The organism is Mucilaginibacter mallensis (assembly GCF_900105165.1).
Lineage (GTDB): Bacteria > Bacteroidota > Bacteroidia > Sphingobacteriales > Sphingobacteriaceae > Mucilaginibacter > Mucilaginibacter mallensis.
On record NZ_LT629740.1, the window covers coordinates 715,811 to 739,392 of the forward strand.

Below are 23,582 nucleotides of genomic sequence, written 5' to 3' on the forward strand. Positions count from 1 at the left end.
CGTTGGTGGGGAAATGTTGCCTTTTTCAAAAAGCAACACGTGCAGGTTTAAATACTAAACAACTAAACAATTTAATAATAACTAAACAAAAACAAATGAGTAAAATTTTACTATTCCTCATGCTTTGTTGCATTTTTCAATTCTCTTTAAATCCTGCTTACGCTCAAAATACGGCTGTGCGAAGCGGGCAGGTTAAAGACAGTAACGGAAAACCATTAGCAGGAGCAACAGTGTCTGAAAAAGGCATTGTTAACAATGGCGTTATTACCGATGAGGCCGGAAATTTCCGTATCACGCTAAAAGGTAATTCAAACACAATTATCATTAGCTGTATTAGTTACAAGCGGCAGGAAATTAAGATCGGCACTACACCCGAGATCATTTTTATGCAGAGTGATGATCGTGCATTAAATGATGTGGTGGTGGTAGGTTACCAAAGTCAGAAGCGGCGCGATGTCACGGCCGCGGTATCATCCCTGAAAGGCAGCGTAATTGCCGATATTCCCGAATCCAGCTTTGATAATATGTTACAGGGGCGGCTTGCAGGTGTAAGCGTATTATCAACCAGCGGCGAGTTGGGTGCCAAACCCAATATAGTTATCCGTGGCAGCACTAATATCGATTGGGGCAATCTTCATGGCGGTAACTCTGGGCCATTATATGTAATTGACGGCATAGTTTACGATGTAAATGCTATTGGTACATCCTATACAAATAACAATGGGGTTAATAATGCTACTAATGATCCACTAAGCCTGATCAACCCAAATGACATTGAATCCATCGATGTACTGAAGGATGCATCAGCAGCAGCTATATATGGTGCCAGGGGTGGTAATGGTGTTATTATCGTAAAAACAAAAAGTGCCAAGCGTGGAAAACCTCAGGTAACATTATCTGCCTATACAGGTATCACTACTGCTCCAAACTTTATAAATGTAACTACCGGTGCGGCCGAAAGGGCATTAAAGCTTAAATTATTAGAGAGTCAACTTCCTTATAATAGTATTGAGCAAGGGCTGATACCAGCAGCGCTAACCGATAGTTTAAATTCAGCATTTAATAATGATGTTGACTGGCAAGGCCTGCTGGTACGCAGCAGCGCGATAGTAAATAGCCAGGACGTAAGTATAGCTGGTTTTTCGGGTACTACTTCATACCGCTTGTCATTTAACCATTATAATGAGCAGGGGATTATAAACGGCTATAGTTTACAGAAACTGTCGCCGCATATTACACTGAACATTAACCCTATAAAGGGATTAAATATCACAACCGACCTGATGATGAGTTCTCAAACCTCAAATCATGGGGTTGGGGGTTCAAACGCATTCTTGTTTACCAGTATAGGGCAGTTGCCAAGCTCTCTGTTGCAGCTAAGTCCTACCCAAACCAGTGTTTATAGCGGGAAAACACATTATTATGATAATGATAAGGTCTTCGCGATAAACGGATCTGTGCAGGTGACCGATACATTGGCTCATAACTTAACTTTTCACAGCACATTTGGCGCTAATAATTATACTGACGATTATGGTTATTATGTTCCGCAGGCTATTAACGGTACGCTTAACACCGCTTATGAAAACGATAACCGCAGTCCGGCCTGGTCATTTGAAAATTTTGTTCAATATGATAAACGTATCAAAAAACACCATTTCAGTGTAGTTGGCGGTACATCACTATACAGTAACGAGCAGTATTCATCATCTTCATCTGCCGCCGGTATTAGTATATCAGGTATTTATACAGTGCAGACCGTTCCGGCAGGTATTAATTTAAATGCAAGTACCTCATACGCCAGAAAGACAACAGAATCATATTACGCCCGCGTTAACTATGACTTTGATGATAAATATCTTTTTATGGCGAGTGTTCGGCGTGACGCAAGTTCAATTTATAGTCCAGAGTACCGTTGGGGCACCTTCCCCGCCTTCTCTGCTGGCTGGATAGCCTCCGATGAACATTTCTTTGAGCCAATTAAAAAAGTAGTTAGCTTTTTCAAGATCCGTGCAAGTTATGGTATTGATGGTAAGGACCCGGGTACCTGGTATGCCAAGTATCAATCTCTGTATAATGATGCCAGCTACCTTTATGGTACAAACGGAACGGTTAACCAAAATGCCACACTGGGCGGTATTCCGTCTACGTACAACGGTACTACAGTTGATTCTCCTTTTCCATATGGTAACAATTTCTTTAATACGGGTGTTAAAGCAAGTAGTACGGTTAGGTGGGAAAGAGATCCGCAGACTGATGTAGGTGCCGATATAGAGCTATTTGATAACCGTGTTAGCTTTACTGTTGACTGGTACCAGAAAGATGCTGATAATATATTCTTCTCTGATATCCCTGCGCAGGTGTATAGCGGCTATGAGTATTACTCAGGCAACTATGTAAATGTGCGCAACCGCGGGCTTGAGTTTGCCACAAATATTAATGTGCTCGGCAATAAATCAGCCTTTAAATGGAACTTTAATTTTAATATCTCCTACAATAACAACTTTGTAACTAAACTGCCTGATGGCGACAGGGACTTCTTCTTTGGTCCATCGTTTCTGCAGCAATCACTCACCCTTGGCGAACCTTTGTTTAATTATAAAGTTTGGCGAACAAATGGGGTATATGCCACCAACGCACAGGTTCCAACCGATCCAACTACAGGTAAAAAGGAAACCTTTAATGGTGTTACACTGCAAGCTGGCGACCCGAGATATATTGACATGAATGGCGATTATAACATCACCAATGATGATAAGGTTGATTATGGCAACCCCAATCCAAAGTTGACAGGTGGCCTGGGGAGTAACTTTAGCTATAAGAGATTTACCTTCAGTTTCTTCTTCTCTTATATGTTTGGGCGTAAGGTATTAAACGGAGGTTTCTCAGATGCGCTTAACAGTACTAAGGGGGTAGGAAGCTGGGGAGCCCTGGCAGGCGTTTCTGCCCTAACAGGTTCACTTAGCGATTTCTGGCAGGTACCGGGTGATGTATCTAAATATGCCCGTTTGGTATACCCAACCTATACAGGTACCGACCCATGGGATATCAGTACCGATTACTTTGTTGAAAGCGGCGACTTTATTAAGCTGAAGAACGCATCGTTAGGCTATGACTTGCCTACCCGCTGGATAGAGCATTTGGGTATGAAAAGGCTGAATGTTTACCTGATGGGTGAAAACCTGTGGATGTGGAAAAAATCAAAAGACCTGGCCGATCCTGAATTAGCTGATCCTACAACAGGTTTGGTTAATGTGGTGTATCCAACAGCCGCAAAATTTACACTTGGCGTAAACATTGATTTTTAATCAGTATTAAAAACTACCAAACATCTTTAAAAAGCAAGTTTCTTTTTTATAGAACATTAAACTAAAAGAAAAATGAAAGCTAAACATATTATACTATCACTGGCACTGATTTCCCTGTTATTCGCATCCTGTAAAAAGTTTCTGGATCAGCAGCCTGTCAGCACTTCAACCGATGAAACCAGCTGGCAATCCGATGGCGATGCCAACTCTGCAGTCGCCTCAATTTATGGGTTGATCAGATCAGCCTTTAACACATCCTTAGCCGTATACGGTTATGGCGATTTGCCTACAAATGAGTTTTCCTTATCTCAGAATGCTTCATGGCAAAACGTATATACGTTTAACTGGGGTGTAGCTGTTGACCCCGTGGTGAATATTGATGACCCAATGCTGAAGTTAAGGTTATTCACCAACTATTATACAGCTATAGCGCAAAGCAACAGGTGCCTTAGTTTTATTTCGGCAATGCCGGTTACTGACTTTACCGGTACCTCAACAGCCGACCAAACTGCCGAGAAAAACAAATATCTGGGCGAAGCCTACTTTACAAGGGCATACATGTATTTTAATATGTGCCGTATATGGGGTTCAGTTCCGTTGGTTTTAAGTAATACTGATGCTACTACTACCGCGCAAATTGCCAAATCTCCGCAGGATACTATTCTAAATCATGTAATATCAGATATTAACATAGCCATTAAATACCTGCCGGCTATTAACGAAGGATCAGCCGACAGGAATTACCGTGCCGACAAAGGTGTTGCTTACGCGCTGCTGGCTCATGTTTACGCATGGCAGGGAAAATATGACCAGTGCAATGCAGCCTGCGACCAGGTAATAAACTCGGGTAATTATACTTTAACAAGCCCGTCAACATTTACCAGTATCTATAAAGGGCAATCATCAGAAAGCATATTTGAGATCGCGCAGAACACCGTTTCAGAAAGTACTATAGCAAATGCACCTTATTCATTGTCGGGCTTAACGCTTACAGCTCCATACATTACCGGTTTTACAGGCTTACCTATATGGGAGATAAATAACACATTGGTAACAACACTGTATTCAGATACCAATGATGTGCGATATAAAAATTGTTTTATACGAGTATCCAGTGGTAGTACAAATATTTACATGTGTACAAAGTATACCAACATACAAAATGTAAATAATAACGCCACTTACCAGGTATCCTTAAATAACATGGTCATATTCAGGCTGGCTGATATTATGCTTTTAAAAGCCGAAGCGCTATGTGCTAAATCGGCTCCTGATTATGCCGGTGCCTTAACCATAGTTAATACTATTCGCACGAACAGAAATGCCGCTCCGCTTACCGGTGTTACCGGCGCCAACACACTGCAAACAGTAACTGATGAGCGCGGTCGTGAATTGTTTTTAGAAGGTAGTAGATTTTACGACCTGGTTAGGCTGGAGCGCCTTAATCACGAACAGCAGTTTGACGGAATAAGCACCGCCGAGTTTGCCGCGGGAAAATACTACTGGCCAATTGACCCATCATTGTTTACACTGAACCCGAAACTTGCTCAAACTTCCTTCTGGGTAGGAAAAGTTAACTAACAGGGATATTAAAAGATAACGATATGAAAAAGATAAATAAACTCCTTATAAAGCTTTCACTGCTGATGCTTATCCCGCTGGCTGTCATTAGCTGTAAAAAAGATAAATACCTTACCGATGGAGGCTTGGAAAATCCGAATACCCCATTATCAACCTATGATTATTTAAAAAATAATAAATACCATCAGTTTGATACCGTATTGATGCTTGCAGACCATTTTAATTTGAAGGACTCCATAAATAATGCAAAAACTTTTTTCGCTTTTACCGATATGTCGTTGCGTTTATTGATCACCAATTTAAAGATCGACAGTTTGAGCCAGCTGGAAGATTCCGTTACTCAAAATCTGTTCAGGCAGTATATGTTCAGGCAAACCATAAACCTGAGCCAGGCAACACTTGTTGAGGTGCCTTATACCAATGATGCAGGAGTAAAAAGTGCTATAAAATATACAGCAGCCAACCAGGTGGTTTACCTTGACGGTGCTAATGTGGCATTTCCCTACAATACCCTTGATTATGTAAAAGTAAACGGCGCGGTAGATGGGTCATCAGGCATTTCAGCAACAGACTCTGTGGATATAGTGATCCCCTGCCAAACAACGGGTATAAAAACCAGCTCAGGCACTACGCTGCATGTATTGGTTAATAATGCCACATTAAACAAACTATAGTTTAACCTAATTATAAAAACATTCAACAAATGGTTACAATCAAAAACTTCCTGATAGCATTACTGGTATGTTGCGGGGCAACAATAGTTTTGCTGGCCGGGTGTTCAAAAACACCGGTGGGCTTTATTAGTAATAACATGTATTACAGCCTTAACCCGTTTACCGTTAGTCAGGGTATAACCACGGTTTCCAATGGTTTGGTTGCCGATGGTTCAACTACGCCTATAAGCGTAAAATTATTAGCTGTTCGTGATCTGGCTACGGGTAAAGATGCCAGCGGCACGCTCCTGAAAAAGGATACGGTAAAAGTGTATAAAAGCGCCATAACTTCTGACGACTCCACACTGACCCTGTTAAACCTTAAACTGAAAGACAGCTTGCTTGCGCCTTTCAGCGTAAACCCCGTTGGCGGTAGACTACAGTTTACCCAGGGCACCAGTAATGTGCCTATCGGCAGCTATATTATTGATGTGCAGGCATCAAATATCCGCGGTACCAAAACTCTTAAAAATGCCTGTGTGATTAATGTGGTTCCTGAAACTGCCGATAGCTTAGGTTACACTGCTTATAGCCACTCCGATGATAAATTTATCAATTTTATTACTGCCTCTGTTTCAAACATGCCTGTAACAATAACCCATATAGCCACTGGCCCCAATAAATTCATATTTGTATGGAAAGATAAGAACGGAAAAACCTTTAACCCTGCAAACGGAGAGGTTTACGCCAGGCCTGCACGCCCGACCTGGAAGAACTGGGACCCGTACTATCCGGAGATGAAAACAGATACCTCTATTGAATACGGCTATCCGGGTGGTGTGCCGCAGTTTCCTGTGTTCCAAACAGTAAGTGCTTACTCATGGGCTGGCTATGCCTTAAGCTATTATACGATAGCCGGCACACATACTGCTGACGGTTTGAATGCCAATACTACCTTTACCACTTATTTTTATGAAACAACAGGTACTTATATCATTACCATTAGTATGCTGGATGTTACAAGAGTACCTTAAGAATTATTTAGGGCATATACTTTTTGCCATTAAACAGCAAGAACGCCAATTAATTTAATTGGCGTTCTTGCTGTTTGGGCTTTTTTCTTTGTATCTCTTTTTAAGCGATTGCCCTTGTTGATTCTCTTTTTATTAGATTAGATTTGAGAATAATGGTTTGATTAGGCTCGTACCATCGTTTATTAAATATTTTGAATAAAATGCCTGCTGCTTCCACGCCTATTTCAAAAGCAGGCTGGTTAATGGTAGTAAGCGATGGGTTAAGCAGTTGGGCATGAGCAAGGTTTGAAAAGCTAATGAGTTTTAAATCAGCAGGTATACTTAAGTTCAGTTCTTTACAGGCATAATAACAAGGCATGGCAAGTTCCTCAATAGAAGATAATATGCCATCGGGTTTTTGTTCAACAATAAAATTTTTGATAAGCGCGTAGTTTTCATCATTGTTTGCACCATTTTTCATAATTAAATTCCCGTCATCCGGAAAATTATTGTCTTTTAAGGCATCAAGGTAACCTTGCAGCCGCTTTTTGCCGGTTGATAAAGCGTTAAGGGCTAATAAATACCCTATTTTTTTACAGCCGTTTTCAATAAGATGTTGTACGGCATTATAGGCGCTTTCATAATCGTCGGTAGTAATTTTTACCCCTTCAATATCATCATGCACCCGGTCAAAAAAAACTACTGGTAGCTGGTTGCTTATCTTTTTAAAATGCTCTTTATCTACATTTTCACAGGCAAGGGATATTAAAACGCCATCAACGCGCCCGCTTAAAAGGCGGTTAAGAAAAGATGTTTCAATTGCGCTGCTCTCGTGCGTTTGGTAAATCAATACATGATAGTCCCGCTCACGTGCCACTTCTTCAATACCGTTAATAGCCAGTGAAAAAAAGTTATTGGCAATCTCGGGTACTATTACTGCAATTGTTTTACTTTTTTGCCCCCGCAGGTTGCTGGCAAACGGATTGGGTTCATAGTTAAGTTTTTTGGCCATTTCAAGTACCCTGGCCTTGGTTTCACTGCTGATCTCATGACTATCGCGCAGCGCCCTTGAAACAGTTGCCGCCGATAAATTCAGCTCGCAAGCAAGTTTTTTTATGTTTATTTCCCCCATTTTACAGGTATTATATTATTGGTTTATTAGTGTGTAATATACTATTATTCCGTAAACGTTTACGTAAATAAATACGGTGAAATTGATAAAAGCGATTTCAAAAATTTTCACTTTTAGATAATCTTGTAATTTAAATGTCACAAAAAAGCGAGTTTTTAAATGATATTTAGTTTATCTGAAACGTGTATTTAGTAATACAATTGCTGCCAATTATAAATAATAGCTCATTTATAAATGTTTATTAAACAGTTATAAATGTTAAATGATATATTGCATTTAGCTTATAATTAAGGATACAAAAAAGTCACCAATTAAATTAACCAATATGATAACAATTAGACACAAACTATTCATGGCAAGATATCTCTTCGGAATCTTGTCCGTGTTACTGCTCTTTTGCTTTAGCAATGCCCTGGCGCAAACCGGCGTTGTTAAAGGCACTGTAAAAGATGCACAAGGCAGCCCGCTGCCAGGTGTAACCATACAGGTAAAGGGTACAAACAAATCAACATCAACTGATGTTGCCGGGAAATTTTCTATTGACGCTGCAAAAGGGAGCGTATTGCAGTTTCGTTTTATTGGCTATCAATCAATAGAAGCAACTGTAGGGAATGACGGCCCGGTTAATGTAACGCTTACTGAAGGTCAGAAAACCCTTAATGATGTGGTGGTAATAGGTTACGGCACCACAACTAAAAAAGAACTGACAAGCGCAATTACAACCGTTAAAGCAGAAAACTTTAATACGGGTGTAGTGGCCACACCAGCCGACCTGCTGGAAGGTAAAGTAGCGGGCCTTAACATCACAAATGATGGTAACCCTAACGGAACAGCAACGGTAACCTTAAGAGGGCCTTCAACTTTGCGTACCGGGGCGGCATCATCACCGTTCTATGTTATTGATGGTGTGCCTGATGCTGATTTTAGCCTTGTTGCACCGTCAGACATTGTTTCTATCGATGTTTTAAAAGATGCTTCGGCAGCGGCAATTTATGGTAGCAGGGCTACTAACGGGGTTATTATCGTTACCACAAAAAAAGGCAAAGCCGGGCAGTCATATTTAACCTATAATGCCTATGCAGGTATCGAGAAAATAGCTAACCAGTTCCAGGTGGCAACTGCTTCTCAATTAAAGGCATTTTTAGCAAAAACTGGCCAAAGCCTTACTCCGGCTAATGATAACGGTACTACTAACTGGGAAGATGAAATTGAGCGCAGCAGCGGATTTTCTCAAAATCATAACCTGTCATTTGGCGGTGGTACCGATAAGACCGTATTTGGCGGTAGTATTAACTATCTTGAAGATCAGGGTATAGTTAAAACCAGCGGTTTAAACAGGTTTATCGGAAGGTTAAATGTATCACACAAAGCCTTAAATGATAAATTGAAATTAGATTTCTCTTTAAGCAACTCCATAACCAATCAGGATCTTATCGTTAATGATATTCCGTTATACAGTGCAAATGGCGCTAACCCTAACGTTTTCAGGGCTGCTGTGCAAGCGCTTCCAACCCGTGCCGTTTACAATGCCGATGGTAGTTTTTATAACGATCCTACTTTAGTATTAGGCTATAACCCCTTAGGTTTGCTGGAAACTAATACCTACAATCAAAAAGTTAACCTTTTACTGGCTAATGCCAAAGCCGAATTGCAATTACCTTTTGGCGTATTATATAACTTAAATTTAGCTTATCAGGATAGGAACACAACAGGTAATGTTTACCTTAATTCAGCATCAGAGCTGGCCCAGAATCTGGGAGGTGTAGCTACCCGCTCGCAGGATGAGGATACCAAAAAACTATTTGAAAACTACCTGAGCTATGCGCATAAATGGAGTGGCAAGCACGACTTTAAAGTCCTGTTTGGTTACTCCTTCGATCAAACTGAAACAGGTAACGGCTTTCAATCAAGCAACGAAAACTTTGTTTCTGATGCCACCAGTTATCATAACCTTGCTTTAGGTACAGCACCTGCGGGTTATGTTCCTAATTATGGGAGTTTCTCGGATGAAACATTGCGTTTGATCTCCTTCTATTCTCGTATAAATTATAGCTATGAGGGCAAATATATATTCCAGGCATCTATTCGTCGTGATGGTTCAAATGCATTTGGCGCTAATAATCAATGGGGTTATTTCCCGGCAGTATCAGGCGCATGGCGGATTATTGATGAATCCTTCATGAAGGATCAAAACCTGTTTGATGACCTTAAACTGCGTGTAGGTTATGGTAAAACAGGTAACTCACTCGGTTTTGATGCTTATACACCTTTAACCCAATATGGTACTACCGGTTCATTTTATTATAATGGCAACTGGATAGGCGCTATTGGCCCTACCCAAAATCCGAATCCAAATTTGAAGTGGGAAACTACCGCGACACTGAACTTAGGTGTTGACTTCTCATTGTTGAAAGGCCGCTTAAGTGGTACTGTTGATGTGTACGATAAAAAGACCACTAACATGATCTATTCTGTCCCCGTTTCAACAGTTACTTATTTAGTGAGTACTTTAACAGCTAATGTTGGTAGCATGGACAATAAGGGTATTGAAATTGGCTTGAACGGTACTCCAATAAAATCGAGAGATTTTACATGGGATAGCTATGGAAACATATCCTTTAATAAAAACATGATCACCTCGCTGGGTAATGATATATCAAAAATTTATGCCGGTGATCCCGAAGGGCCGGGCCAAAGCGGCACCACAGTTTCAATTATACAGGCAGGTTATCCACTTGGCGAATTTTACACGTTGAAATATATCGGCCTGGTTAACGGTGTATCTACCTATATGGGAGCCGATGGTAAACCAACCACTACGCCAACCAGTACCGATCGTACTTATGCTGGTAACGCGCAGCCAACTTACATATTCGGTTGGGGAAATACACTTACTTATAAAAAGTTCAGCTTAAACTTCTTCTTCCGCGGTCAGGGAGGGAATAAGATAATGGATGCTTCGCTGGCAGACTTTAATACCCCTTATTCAGCCACTACGCATAACGTGCCGGTAATTACTTTAAGTGAACCTGTTACCGATGTAAATGCTAACTTATACTCTACACGTTATTTGGAAAGCGGAACGTTTGTTAGGTTGAGTAATGCAACACTATCATACAAATTTAAAGTGCCGGGCAATTATATACATGGTATCCGTATTTATACAACGGCCACCAATGTGTTTATAATTACCAAATACAAAGGTGTTGATCCGGAATTGAATCTGAGTCTTAACAATCAGGCAAGCGGGCAATTTATTGGTGTTGATGCCAATAATTATTATCCGAAAACGCGCACATTCCTTGCCGGCTTACAAGTAGACTTATAATTAACCTAAAAATCAATTAAGATGAAACGTTTTAAACTATATATATTTCTGAGCCTTGTTGCTCTGAGTACGGCAGCAGTTTACTTGTCGGGCTGTACAAAACTTAATGTAACCCCGGTTTCTACACTTACGCCGGCTAACTTCCCTACCACACCGGCGCAGTTTGTAGCTGCTACAGGGCCTATTTATACTGCATTTGCGGCCGATGCACCTGGCAGGCAATGGTGGCTGGTTGAAAATTTAAGTACCGATATGGAAACACTGGTAGCCCGTGGCGGTAACTGGTATGATGGGGCCATCTATTCACAGCTCAGCCTTCATACCTATACTGCTGATAACGGCAACCTTGAAACACTATGGAGCTGGGGATTTACAACCATCAGTACCTGTAACCAGGTTTTATCGCTGTTTAATTCAGTGCCTGCCAGTGCCAGTAAAACCCAAACAATTGCCGAGATAAAGACAATGCGGGCCCTCTCATACTATTTCATGATGGATAACTTTGGTAATGTGCCTATATCCACAACATTTGGCGATACTACCAATTTAGGGACTCAATCAAGGGCAAAGATTTTTGCTTTTATTGAAAGCGAATTATTGGCCCAGATCCCGAATCTGAGCAGTACGGTAGGGATTTCAACTTATGGCAGGCCTACCAAGTACCTGGCTTATGCCATATTAGCAAAAATGTACCTGAATGCCCAGTATTACATAGGCACCTCCCGCTACCAGGATTGTGTTACCATGTGCGATAACATTATACAAGGTGCACAGTATGGTTTAGATGCCGATTATTTAGGAATGTTTAAGCCTAGTAACGGCCCGCAAATAAAGGACTTTATATTTGCCATACCTTATGATGGCGTGCATGCCCCATATATGTACTATGCCCGCTGGACTTTACACCCGGCCCTGCAAAAGAAATATGATATGCCTTATGCTCCTGATGGGCCGGTATATACCTATCCGCAGTATTACGCTTATTTTAATGACCCTAATGATATCCGTAATGCCCAATATCTTACCGGAAAACAATATTACAATGATGGTACCCCTATTACTATAACAACTACAAATATTGGCCTTGATGCCAGCTATACCGGCTCTGACCCTAGCGGCACTGTAGTACACCAGTTAGAGTTTACGCCGAACATCGTTTTCAGGCAACCATCATTGTATGATGTTGGTAACGATGAGCTGGCTAATGAGGAAGGTTACCGTAATAACAAATTCTATCCGGATAGCCTTGCACCTACACGTGCTCAGGGTAATGATGTACCGCTTTTCAGGTATGCTGATGTTTTATTGGAAAAAGGTGAAGCAATATTGCGTGGTGCAACTGCTACCAATGGCGATTCTCCACTGTCATTAGTTAATCAGGTGCGTTCACGTGCAAAGGCTGCTGCTTTTACATCCGTAACATTAACAACCCTGCTTGAAGAACGCGCAAGAGAATTTGCTGATGAAGGCTGGCGCAGGAATGATTTGATCAGATACGGAATGTATGAAAATGCATGGGGTATAAAAACAGATGCAGACCCCAATCACCGTATCTTCCCCGTACCAACGCCTGAGTTGCAGTTAAATAGCAAACTGGTGCAAAACCCCGGTTATTAATAAATATAAATTGGATAAGTTGTAGGTTTAGAATGTGGGCTTCGGCCCATATTCTATTTTTTTTACTGATATTTAATAGCGTAATATCAATTCAATTATTACCTGTTTTATATCTTCTGTTTATGAAAAAAAATACACACTGTTTAAAATTCATCACCGGTGTTTTGTTTGCAATTTTTGCAGTTAATACCAACGTTTCGGCTCAGGTTAATATTCCTGCATCTTATGCGCTTATTAAAAGGGTACTACCGCAACGGTCATCGGCATTTGTGGTTGAGCCACTTGCCCCGGAAGCTAAAGATGCGTTTGAAATTGAAAGCAAAAACAATAAAATTATATTAAGGGGCAGTAATGGCGTTTCGGTGGCTTCGGCACTGTACTATTACCTTACCCAATATTGCCATTGCCAGGTAACCTGGAATGGTACCAACCTTAATTTACCTAAGGTATTACCGGTTGTTGCACAAAAGATCCATAAAGCAACTCCGTATAATTATCGCTATTACCTCAATTACTGCACCTTTAATTACAGTATGAGCTGGTGGGGCTGGGACAGGTGGCAAAAAGAGATCGACTGGATGGCCCTGCACGGGGTAAACATGCCGCTGGCATTAACCGGTCAGGAATATACCTGGTACGAAGTTTATAAAAGCATGGGTTTTTCTGATGCTGATCTGAAAGACTTTTTTTGCGGTCCGGCTTATTTCTCCTGGTTCTGGATGGGTAATTTGGATGGCTGGGGCGGCCCGCTACCCATAAGCTGGATGCAAAGTCATCGTGATCTGCAACAAAAAATATTGCGCAGCGAACGTGATTTGGGTATGAAACCTATTTTGCAATCATTCACCGGGCATGTTCCGCCATCGTTCCAAAAACATTATCCGGCATCAAAACTTAAAAAAATTAACTGGAACAACGGCTTTGCCGATACTTATATATTAGATACCGAGGATCCGCTTTTTGCCGAAATAGGCCGCAAGTTTATTGAAACACAAACAAAACTTTATGGCACGGATCATCTATATTCTGCCGATACCTTTAACGAAAACGAACCGCCAACCAACGATACTACCTACCTTTCGGCATTAAGCGCACGGGTATACCAGGCCATGAGCAATGCCGATCCAAAGGCAACCTGGGTAATGCAGGGTTGGTTGTTTTATAACGACAGAAAATTTTGGAAAGCTCCGCAGATTAAAGCACTGCTGGATGCCGTACCTAATGAACACATGATCATCCTTGACCTTGCCGCTGAAATTGAACCGGTATGGAAACGCACCGATGCTTTTTACGGCAAACCATGGATCTGGAATATGCTACACAACTTTGGCGGCAATATTGTACTTTATGGCAGGATGGATGCGGTGGCCAATGGTCCGGCTGCAGCGTTGAAAGACCCGGCATCAAAACAACTGGAAGGTATAGGCCTAACAATGGAGGCTATTGAGCAGAACCCGGTGCTTTACGAGCTCATGACCAGCAATACATGGCAGAGCGAGCCCATCAACCTTGATGAATGGATAAAACAATACCAGCTTAACCGCTATGGCCATATTAATAAATACACACAACAAGCCTGGAAAGTAATGCGCGCCACTGTTTACAATGGCGGGGGCAATATAAGGGATGGCTCCGAGTCCATCATCACCGGCAGGCCAACGCTCGATTCAAATACTGTTTGGACGCACACTACGCTTAACTATAAACCAAAGGAATTTTTACCTGCCTGGGATGCGATGATGAAAGCTATCCCAAACTGCAGCAATAGCGATGGTTTCAGGTACGATCTGGTCGATGTAAGTCGCCAGGCACTTGCCAATTATGCATTGCCGTTGCAAAGCAAATGGGTAAATGCCTATCGCCAAAAAAATATAGCCGATTTTAGAAAATACAGCAGGCAATACCTGCAACTTATTAGTGATATGGATGCACTTTTAGCAACCCGTAAAGATTTCCTGCTTGGCCCGTGGCTGGCTGATGCCCGTAAACAAGGCAGTACCATAGCCGAGAAGGACCTGTATGAACGCAATGCCCGTGATCTAATCACCCTTTGGGGCGATGTAAATAGTCCGCTGCACGAGTACTCATGCAGGCAATGGAGCGGCTTGCTCAACGATTTCTATAAAGCCCGCTGGGAAAAGTTCTTTGCTTTGCTGGATAACGCGCTGCAGCAAGGCAAGGAGGCTGACATAAAAGGTTTTGGCAAATCGATAAGCCAATGGGAATGGCAGTGGGTAAACAGTCATAAAAGTTATCCTTTACAAACCACCGGTAGCAGCATAGTACAGGCAAATGCTATTTATAACAAATACCGTAAAATAATAGGCGTTGCCTACTAATAACCAATAATATTAAATGACAACACCCGCTATAACACAAACCCCTAAACGATTGGTATCGCTTGATGCCCTTCGCGGGTTTGATATGTTCTGGATCATGAGTGGCGAGCAGATCATCCATACGCTGGCAAAAGTTACGCAATGGCCTGTGCTGCTATGGTTCTCGGGCCAATTGCACCATACGGAATGGAACGGCATCACTTTTTATGATATGATTTTCCCGCTGTTCCTGTTCATCGCCGGGGTATCTATGCCTTACTCCATGAGTAATAAAATGGGTAAAGCAGGAGTGGAGTCAGCTGATCAATTGCCATCAAAAACCAAGCGGGGCATTTATCTATCCATGTTGCGGCGCACACTGATACTTATACTGCTGGGCATGGTGGTAAACGGTGCGCTAAAATTCAACGGGTATGAAAACACGCGCTTTGCCAGCGTATTAGGAAGGATAGGCCTGGCCTGGTTTTTTGCCGGTCTCATCTACCTCAATTTTAACCTGCGCGGGCAAATACTATGGCTTGGCGGTATCCTCATAGGCTATTGGGCAGCCATGTTATTTATCCCCGTGCCGGGCTATGGAGCAGGTGTGTTAACCATGCAGGGTTCACTCGAATCATATATTGACAGGTTGCTATTGCCCGGTCGTCTCCACGATAAAATACATGACCCGGAGGGAATACTTTCAACCATACCCGCTATAGGTACAGCATTGCTGGGTGTGTTTACAGGCAGTTTTTTAAAGTGGCAATCACCACGCTGGCCGATGTACAAAAAGGGCCTGCTGCTGTTTGGTGCAGGCTTGGTGTTAATTGCAATTGGTTCATTATGGGATTTGAATTTCCCTATTAATAAACGCTTATGGTCAAGCTCATTTGTGTTATATGTGGGCGGCTGGAGCCTCATCTTTTTATCGGTATTTTACCTGGTTATTGATGTAGCCGGGTTTAAGAAATGGGCCATCCCCTTTGTGTGGATAGGGACCAATTCTATATTGATATACCTGTGTTCAGAAGGCCTGGTTGATTTCGGTCATACTGCCGGATTTTTGTTAGGCGGCCTCGTTCACTTAACCCCGGTAGCATGGCAAGCCGTGTGGACTGCAGTAAGCGTTACCCTGGTACAACTCGTGTTTTTATACATCTTGTACCGCAATAAATTGTTTTTAAAAGTTTAGCCAATTATACCTACTTCTATGAAATATATTTCCAAAACAGCCCTTGCCGTTTTGTTATCCGTCTTTATCGGCATAACAGCATCGGCACAAGTAAAAACCTATAATATTAAAAATTATGGAGCCATAGCCGATGGCAAAACCAATAACACCGCGGCTATTCAAAAAGCTATTGATGAAGCATCAGCAAATGGCGGCGGTCGGGTTTTAGTTCCTGCCGGGAAGTTTGTTACCGGGGTGATCACCATCCAATCAAATATTGAATTGCACCTGGATAAGGACGCGTTCTTATTGGGAAGTACCATCCGTACTGATTATGGTGATGGCAAGGCTTCTCCACTAATTATAGCTAACCATCAACACCATATCGCCATAACCGGGCACGGTACTATTGATGGGCAGGGAGATAGCCTGTTAAAGGATATTTACCGCCGCTTAAATGCCGGTACTTTACAGGATACGGAATGGCGCAAGCCCAACCCATGGCATCAGATGAGGCCGACCGAAGACAACCGCCCCAAGCTTATCGAATTTAAAAACTGTGATGACATCCAGCTCAAAAACATCACCATTAAAAACGGTTTATGCTGGACACAGAATTACAAAAACTGCACAAACATGGTGATTGACAGCATGAAAGTAGAGAATGTTACTTACTGGAATAACGACGGGATAGATATTGTGGATTGCAAAAATGTAAAGCTCACCAACAGCTTTTTTAATGCTGCCGACGATGGCATCTGCCTTAAATCAGAAGATCCTGATGGTGCCTGCGAAAATGTTTACGTGGCAAATTGCAGGGTGCGCTCAAGTGCCAGCGCGGTAAAATTGGGTACCGGATCATTAGGAGGTTTTAAAAAAATCGCCATCAGGAATATCAGCGTATATGATACCTACCGCTCGGCTATAGCTATTGAAACTGTTGACGGTGGGGTATTGGAGGATGTGGACATACGCGACATCGTAGCTAAAAATACCGGCAATGCCATTGTAATAAGGCTTGGTCATCGTAACCAAAAGCGGCCTGCGGGTGTGCTGCGCAGGGTATATATAGGCAATGTAACAGTTGATGTACCGGCGGGTAAACCCGATGCGGGCTACCCTATAGAAGGGCCAATTGTTAGTGTGCCGCATAATGTTTTCCCGTCATCAATTACGGGTATTCCCGGCAGCAGGGCGCAGGATATCACGCTCGAGAATATCACCATTAACTATGCCGGAGGCGCAAAAAAAGAGGTGGCCAATTTTGGCATAGATAGCCTTGAAAAAGTGCCCGAAAAAATACGTGATTACCCGGAGTTCTCCATGTTTGGCGAATTACCTGCCTGGGGCTTTTACATCAGGCATGCCGATGGTATAAAAATTAAAAATATGGTACTCACCTGTAAAGGCACTGACTATCGCCCTGCTTTTATTGCCGATGATGTAAACGGGCTTAGTTTAAATGGCTTAAATATTCCGCAGGTAAAAACAAAACCGGTGATACTGCTTAACAAAGTAAGTGGTTTCGTTTCTGAAAATATCACGATCCCCGGCGGCGCTAAACAAAATATACAAGTTCAATAACCAATAGTTATAGCATTGTTACGTAAACGATTACGTAAATAAATGGCAGCGATAAATCATATTTCGCTGTAAATTTTATCAACTTTAAATTACCGATTAAAAACCCACAGTAAATGAACCATCTTTCAGGCTACGACTATACCGTTTTCTTCATTTACTTTATTGTAGTTACCAGCTATGGGTATTGGGTGTACCGTAATAAAAGATCGGCACACAGCAAAACAAAAGACTATTTCCTTGCTGAAGGCTCTCTCACCTGGTGGGCCATCGGGGCATCCATCATCGCGTCCAATATTTCAGCCGAGCATTTTATAGGCATGTCGGGCTCAGGCTTTGCAATGGGCCTGGCCATAGCCAGTTATGAATGGATGGCCGCCGCTACGCTCATTATTGTGGCTGTGTTCTTTCTGCCCATCTACATTAAAAATCACATTTATACCATGCCGCAGTTCCTGGCTAACAGGTATAATGATACGGTAAGTACTGTTCTGGCTGTTTTTTGGCTGTTGGTATACGTGTTTGTAAATCTCACTTCCATTTACTTTTTAGGTGCTGCCGCGATAGAAACCATCACCGGCATATCATTCAGCACCTGTATTGTGGCTTTGGGCATATTCTCCATCATTATTACGCTCGGCGGTATGAAGGTGATTGGTTATACCGATGTGATTCAGGTTTTTGTTTTAATTATGGGCGGCCTGGTTACCTGTTATCTTTCATTGCATTTAATAGCAGATAAATTGGGTGTAAAAACAGTATTTGATGCCCTGCCATTGCTAAAAAAGAACGCCGGTGACCATTTTCATATGATCTTTCCGCCCGGACATAAATATTATAATGACTTGCCGGGGATAGCCGTTTTGGCGGGCGGCCTGTGGATCAACAACCTTAACTATTGGGGCTGTAACCAATATATCATCCAGCGCGCCCTCGGTGCCGATCTGAAAACGGGCCGCAACGGGTTAATGTTCGCCGCCTTTTTAAAATTGCTGGTGCCCGTTATTGTGGTAATACCCGGCATTGCTGTTTATGTGCTATACAATCATGGCTTTTATCACCATGAAATGACAGATGCCGCAGGCACCCTGAAACCAGACCATGCTTACCCGGTTTTGATGAACCTGCTGCCAACCGGTCTTAAAGGATTAGCCTTTGCGGCGCTTACGGCTGCCATAGTAGCTTCATTAGCAGGCAAGTGCAATAGCATCGCTACCATTTTCACACTTGATATTTATAAGAAATTTTTGAATAAGGAAGCATCGGAGCAACGCATGGTAAATGTGGGGAGATGGGTGGTTATTGTAGCATCGCTTATTGCCATAGTAATAGCACCTGCCCTGCGCAGTTTCGACCAGGTTTACCAGTTCATACAGGAGTATGTAGGTTTTATATCGCCTGGCATACTGGCCATATTTCTACTTGGTTTTTTCTGGAAACGGACAACCTCAGGGGCAGCACTTACGGGGGCTGTGTTAACCATTCCGCTCTCCATACTATTTAAATTTTTGCCGCAGCTTACTGACGGATACATAGCCGCTATACCATTCTTAAACCGCATGACCTGGGTTTTCTTTATCGTTAGTGCCTTGATGGTGCTGATTACCCTGGCTGATAGCAGGAGCAAGCAGAATAAACAAATACTGCAAATCGATACTAAACTGTTCAGGGTAACCCCGGCTTTTACTATCTGTGCAGTTATTATTTGTGGCATCCTGGCGGCATTGTATACAGTTTTCTGGTAAGATATAACGGATAATAAAAAGAGTAATTCATTTAACAACAAAAAGCTATGACAAAACTAACAAAAGAGGAAATGTCTCCTTTACACAGCCTTGAAGATTGGGACGAGGATGTACTTAAAAGATATCCTGAAGCAGGCAAGCCAGCCAAAGAAAAAGATGCGTTCAGAAACTACGACAGCCCCGAGATAGACGGTGTACGTGAGTTTTACCGCCTTAATCATAAATATCAAACTTATGACAATGTTTTAGCCAAAAAGGCTAATTTTTTGAAGTTTGATAAGAAGGAGATGCCCTGGTGGACGGCAATGGAATATCTGAATACACTGATAGATGATTCGGATCCTGACCTGCAGCTCGACCAGCTACAACACCTGCTGCAAACTGCCGAGGCTATACGTGCCGACGGTCACCCGGACTGGTTTGTGCTTACAGGGTTTATACATGACCTTGGTAAGGTGCTTTGCCTGTTTGGCGAGCCGCAATGGAACGTTGTGGGCGATTCATACCCGGTAGGGTGTAAGTTTTCCGACAAGATCGTTTATCCGGAGTTTTTCGCTGATAACCCGGATAAGTATGATGAGCGTTACAATAGCCAATATGGTGTTTACTCGCATCATTGCGGGTTAGACAATATACATATGTCGTGGGGGCATGATGAATACCTGTATCATTTAACAAAAAACTACCTGCCCGAGCCAGCCTTGTATATGATCCGCTACCACTCGTTCTACTCGCAGCACCGTGAGCATGCTTATGATCATTTGCTTAATGCGCACGACCATGAAATGTTTAAATGGGTAGATAAGTTTAACCCTTATGATCTGTATTCAAAAAGCCCGGTAACGCCTGTGGTATCTGAGTTAAAGCCTTATTATGAGGATCTGATTGCGAAATACCTTCCGGCAACTGTCAAACTATAAATTTGGTTCTAAAATCGCAGTTGGGACAAGGGATTAACTGGTCATGTATTACCTTTGACGGCTAACCATAGGTGTTCGGAAGATTAAAAAGGGGTCATGCTGAGGCACTCGAAGCATGCGGGCAAAGGCCTTTACGCTAATCCTTCGAGTGCCTCAGGGTGACACCCGTACTCAATATTTGAAAGAAAAGATATATTCCGAACAGCTATGGATGGCTAACATAAAAGCTATAAAAAGCAAATTAATACCATGACCATAGAACAAATCATAGAAAAGCAAATGCAGGCCTTCGATAATAGAGATATTGAAAGCATGATGACTGTATTTAATAATGACATTAAAATAATTAATTTCTCAGATAATAAAATCTTGATTGATGGTTTTGAAGAATGCCGGGAAATGTATTCAGTCTTATTTAAAAATTCCCCAAAGCTTTATGCGGAGATTATAAACACAATTATTTTTGAGAACAAAGTCATTGTTCATGAATTTATTTTTGGAAGAAACGGTAGTGATAAAAAAATGGAACAGGTAATTATTTTTGAAGTAGAAAACGAAAAAATAAGCAAAATCAGCATAATAAGGTAAGTGGTTTTTTTATATGATTGGTTCCTCCTTAATTAAGGTAATAAGGTTAGCGAATCTAATTTAGCGCTTGTCCCAACTGAGATTTTAGACCCATAAACTCTTATTCTATGCTGATTTAAATAAACGGCATAGAATAAGAATGCCTATTATAATTAATCTTAACTACGATTAATAAGAATGTTAAATACACGCGTATTTTTTTTAATAGTATTATCTGCAATATTTACAGGGGCATTTGCACAGGGGCCATCCCTCGTTAACTATGTTAATCCTTTATCCGGAACGGCAAACAGTACTACACCATCAGCCTTAAAACTAGGCTCGGCGCAGGAAAACTTTGCCAATACCATACCATCGGTATGTACCCCCTTTGCCATGACGCAGTGGACGCCCCAAACGCAGGCATCGGAATCAAAATGTGTACCGCCATATTATTATAAAGATGACTCTTTCAGCGGGTTCAGGGGCTCACATTGGATAAGCGGCTCATGCATGCAGGATTATGGCAGCGTAACCATAATGCCCATAACAGGCAGTTTGAAGACAGTAAACTATGCCGTCAAATTCACTCATAAGGACGAGCAATCAACTCCTTATGTTTACCGTCTCCATCTTTCATCCTACAAAATACATGCGGCTGTTACTGCCACGCCACGTTGCGGCATGATGGAATTTACCGCAGATGCGGCGGATAGCCTCTACCTTTTAATTACACCCAACAGCGATTTTGGCGAAGGCTATATTAAAATTGATGCTGAAAAAGGGGAGATCTATGGCTATAATCCTGTACATCGCATCTACCAGGGCTGGGGGAAATCTGCTGGTTTTAACGGGTATTTTGTAATTAAGGTGGATAAAGCGCTTACCGCGAAAGGCATATTTGCTGGCGATAAAATTTTTATAAAGGACAGTATCAGCGCAAAAAAAGATACAGGCGCGTTTATAGGTTTTAAAATGCAAAAGGGCGAAAAGCTGTATGTAAAAGTGGGTACTTCTTTCAGCAGCCTGCAAGGTGCGCGAAAAAACCTTGCTGCCGAATTACCCGACTGGGATTTTGATGGCACCGTAGCAAAATGCAGGCAAATATGGGAGCAGGCTTTAAAACAGATCACCGTTGTTACCACGAACGAAACTGATAAACGTGTTTTTTATACCTCGTTTTACCATGCCATGCAGCATCCCCGGTTATATAATGATGTTGATGGTACTTACCCCCGGTTTGCAGGTAATTATCAATTAGAAAAGATCACAGGCGGCAATTATTATGATGATTTTTCATTATGGGATATTTACCGGGCGCAGGTGCCGCTTTTAGAAATACTCCGCCCCCGGCTGGTTAATGATCTGGTGCAATCGCTTATATTAAAGGGTGAACAAGGTGGATGGCTGCCAATTTTCCCGTGCTGGAATAACTATACATCTGAAATGATCGGCGATCATACCACATCCATCATCACATCAGCCTATTTAAAAGGCATTAGTACTGCCAATGTTTCTGATGCTTATCGTTTAATGCGGAAAAACGCCTTTGATCTGCCCAAAAACCAGCAGGATTACAAAGATGGCAAAGGCAGGCGGGCATTAACATCATACATAAAATACGGTTATGTGCCATTAGAAGACAGCGTTAAAGATGCCTTCCATAAAATGGAGCAGGTAAGCCGCACTATGGAATATGCTTATGATGATTATGCCCTGTCGCAATTATCAAAAAAACTAGGCTATGATGCTGATTACAGATCATTGCTAACAAGAGCGGGGAATTACAAAAATGTATTTGATCCGGCGGTGGGCTTTGTTCGGGGCCGCATGCAAAATGGGGATTGGACCAAAATTTTTGATCCCGATGTTAGGCAGACTTACATCACCGAAGGCACACCCCGGCAGTATACTTTTTACGTTCCGCAGGATGTCCCCGGCCTTGCCCGGTTAATGGGCGGCCGTGAAAAGCTCGAAACCGCGCTCGATAGTATCTTTATTAAAAATGAGTATTGGCATGGCAATGAACCGGGGCACCAGATCCCATTCATGTATAATTATACCGCCAGCTGCTGGAAAACACAAAGACAGGTAAGGGCCATTTTAGCTACCGAATATGGCGATGGCCCCGGCGGCCTTGGTGGCAATGACGATGCCGGGCAAATGTCGGCCTGGTATATGTTTGCCACTATGGGTTTTTACCCGCTCAACCCCATATCCGGCGAATATTTGCTATGCTCGCCTATATTTGATCAGGTATCAATTAATCTGCCGGGAGGCAAAACCTTACTGATCCAAGCGCATAAACAGTCGGGCAGCGCTATATATATTAATGCAGTAAAGTGGAACGGGCATACCTATTCAAAAAACTATATTAACTATAAAACCTTGGTAAAAGGCGGTACGCTTGATATCTACTTACAGGATGCACCATGCACAACCTGGGCCTCAAAAACAGAAGACCAGCCTAAAGGGCTGTCGTTTAATACTCAATAAATTAGGATAACTATTCAGTACAAAGCCTCTTTGAGGTTGCTTTCTTCTCTTTATTCCCTGTAGTCTTATCACAAGTGTTTGGAAGAAGAAAGAGGGAGCATCGGCCTTGTGCGATTCCTGCCTTGGGGCGGGGAAGGGTGGGGTTTAAC

General features: G+C 42.2%; 14 protein-coding genes. 13 read left to right on the forward strand and 1 reads right to left on the reverse strand.

The features are described 5' to 3' along the window. Positions 1-95: 95 nt before the first annotated feature. The 4 genes from BLU33_RS02925 (at position 96) to BLU33_RS02940 (ending at position 6,576) form a co-directional block, all read left to right on the forward strand. Entirely contained in the window at positions 96-3,308 is a 3,213-nt protein-coding gene (locus tag BLU33_RS02925; protein ID WP_091369019.1) for a SusC/RagA family TonB-linked outer membrane protein, read from the forward strand. Between the two features lie 72 nt (positions 3,309-3,380). Then, positions 3,381-4,889 (forward strand): RagB/SusD family nutrient uptake outer membrane protein, encoded by a 1,509-nt coding sequence (locus BLU33_RS02930; RefSeq protein ID WP_091369022.1) that lies wholly within the window; start codon positions 3,381-3,383, stop codon positions 4,887-4,889. A gap of 23 nt (positions 4,890-4,912) precedes the next feature. After that, complete coding sequence (locus tag BLU33_RS02935) at positions 4,913-5,563, forward strand: hypothetical protein (RefSeq protein WP_091369024.1); 651 nt, start codon at positions 4,913-4,915, stop codon at positions 5,561-5,563. A 29-nt stretch (positions 5,564-5,592) separates the two neighbouring features. Beyond that, positions 5,593-6,576 (forward strand): hypothetical protein, encoded by a 984-nt coding sequence (locus BLU33_RS02940; RefSeq protein ID WP_091369027.1) that lies wholly within the window; start codon positions 5,593-5,595, stop codon positions 6,574-6,576. A gap of 100 nt (positions 6,577-6,676) precedes the next feature. On the opposite strand, the gene BLU33_RS02945 is transcribed toward BLU33_RS02940, so the two are convergent. Continuing rightward, positions 6,677-7,687, reverse strand: coding sequence for a LacI family DNA-binding transcriptional regulator (locus BLU33_RS02945; protein ID WP_091369030.1), 1,011 nt, complete (start codon positions 7,685-7,687; stop codon positions 6,677-6,679). 352 nt (positions 7,688-8,039) lie between these two features. Between BLU33_RS02945 and BLU33_RS02950 the strand changes: the two genes are divergently transcribed. The 9 genes from BLU33_RS02950 to BLU33_RS02990 all read left to right on the forward strand — a co-directional run bounded on the left by BLU33_RS02950 (position 8,040) and on the right by BLU33_RS02990 (position 23,433). Further along, a complete protein-coding gene (locus BLU33_RS02950; RefSeq protein ID WP_157682029.1) occupies positions 8,040-11,015 on the forward strand; it encodes a SusC/RagA family TonB-linked outer membrane protein in 2,976 nt (991 codons plus the stop codon). A 21-nt stretch (positions 11,016-11,036) separates the two neighbouring features. After that, complete coding sequence (locus BLU33_RS02955) at positions 11,037-12,632, forward strand: RagB/SusD family nutrient uptake outer membrane protein (protein ID WP_091369037.1); 1,596 nt, start codon at positions 11,037-11,039, stop codon at positions 12,630-12,632. A 122-nt stretch (positions 12,633-12,754) separates the two neighbouring features. Next, positions 12,755-14,971, forward strand: a complete 2,217-nt coding sequence (locus BLU33_RS02960) for an alpha-N-acetylglucosaminidase (RefSeq protein WP_091380120.1) — start codon at positions 12,755-12,757, stop codon at positions 14,969-14,971. Positions 14,972-14,987: 16 nt separating this feature from the next. Further along, entirely contained in the window at positions 14,988-16,145 is a 1,158-nt protein-coding gene (locus BLU33_RS02965) for an acyltransferase family protein (protein ID WP_091369041.1), read from the forward strand. A gap of 18 nt (positions 16,146-16,163) precedes the next feature. Continuing rightward, positions 16,164-17,708, forward strand: coding sequence for a glycoside hydrolase family 28 protein (locus BLU33_RS02970; protein WP_091369044.1), 1,545 nt, complete (start codon positions 16,164-16,166; stop codon positions 17,706-17,708). Positions 17,709-17,821: 113 nt separating this feature from the next. Further along, positions 17,822-19,450 (forward strand): sodium/sugar symporter, encoded by a 1,629-nt coding sequence (locus BLU33_RS02975; RefSeq protein WP_091369048.1) that lies wholly within the window; start codon positions 17,822-17,824, stop codon positions 19,448-19,450. A gap of 47 nt (positions 19,451-19,497) precedes the next feature. Further along, positions 19,498-20,370, forward strand: a complete 873-nt coding sequence (locus BLU33_RS02980; RefSeq protein ID WP_091369051.1) for an inositol oxygenase family protein — start codon at positions 19,498-19,500, stop codon at positions 20,368-20,370. Between the two features lie 249 nt (positions 20,371-20,619). Further along, a complete protein-coding gene (locus tag BLU33_RS02985) occupies positions 20,620-20,958 on the forward strand; it encodes a nuclear transport factor 2 family protein (protein ID WP_091369055.1) in 339 nt (112 codons plus the stop codon). Positions 20,959-21,135: 177 nt separating this feature from the next. Then, the gene (locus BLU33_RS02990) at positions 21,136-23,433 is read left to right on the forward strand and encodes a GH92 family glycosyl hydrolase (protein ID WP_091369058.1); all 2,298 of its coding nucleotides are present in this window, start codon (positions 21,136-21,138) and stop codon (positions 23,431-23,433) included. The last annotated feature ends 149 nt before the right edge of the window (positions 23,434-23,582 follow it).

What these genes read in the sequence shown, in the direction of transcription:
- BLU33_RS02925 (WP_091369019.1), top strand. Translation starts at nt 96, where the DNA reads ATGAGTAAAATTTTACTATTCCTCATGCTTTGTTGCATTTTTCAATTC.
- BLU33_RS02930 (WP_091369022.1), top strand. Translation starts at nt 3,381, where the DNA reads ATGAAAGCTAAACATATTATACTATCACTGGCACTGATTTCCCTGTTA.
- BLU33_RS02935 (WP_091369024.1), top strand. Translation starts at nt 4,913, where the DNA reads ATGAAAAAGATAAATAAACTCCTTATAAAGCTTTCACTGCTGATGCTT.
- BLU33_RS02940 (WP_091369027.1), top strand. Translation starts at nt 5,593, where the DNA reads ATGGTTACAATCAAAAACTTCCTGATAGCATTACTGGTATGTTGCGGG.
- BLU33_RS02945 (WP_091369030.1), bottom strand. Translation starts at nt 7,687, where the DNA reads ATGGGGGAAATAAACATAAAAAAACTTGCTTGCGAGCTGAATTTATCG.
- BLU33_RS02950 (WP_157682029.1), top strand. Translation starts at nt 8,040, where the DNA reads ATGGCAAGATATCTCTTCGGAATCTTGTCCGTGTTACTGCTCTTTTGC.
- BLU33_RS02955 (WP_091369037.1), top strand. Translation starts at nt 11,037, where the DNA reads ATGAAACGTTTTAAACTATATATATTTCTGAGCCTTGTTGCTCTGAGT.
- BLU33_RS02960 (WP_091380120.1), top strand. Translation starts at nt 12,755, where the DNA reads ATGAAAAAAAATACACACTGTTTAAAATTCATCACCGGTGTTTTGTTT.
- BLU33_RS02965 (WP_091369041.1), top strand. Translation starts at nt 14,988, where the DNA reads ATGACAACACCCGCTATAACACAAACCCCTAAACGATTGGTATCGCTT.
- BLU33_RS02970 (WP_091369044.1), top strand. Translation starts at nt 16,164, where the DNA reads ATGAAATATATTTCCAAAACAGCCCTTGCCGTTTTGTTATCCGTCTTT.
- BLU33_RS02975 (WP_091369048.1), top strand. Translation starts at nt 17,822, where the DNA reads ATGAACCATCTTTCAGGCTACGACTATACCGTTTTCTTCATTTACTTT.
- BLU33_RS02980 (WP_091369051.1), top strand. Translation starts at nt 19,498, where the DNA reads ATGACAAAACTAACAAAAGAGGAAATGTCTCCTTTACACAGCCTTGAA.
- BLU33_RS02985 (WP_091369055.1), top strand. Translation starts at nt 20,620, where the DNA reads ATGACCATAGAACAAATCATAGAAAAGCAAATGCAGGCCTTCGATAAT.
- BLU33_RS02990 (WP_091369058.1), top strand. Translation starts at nt 21,136, where the DNA reads ATGTTAAATACACGCGTATTTTTTTTAATAGTATTATCTGCAATATTT.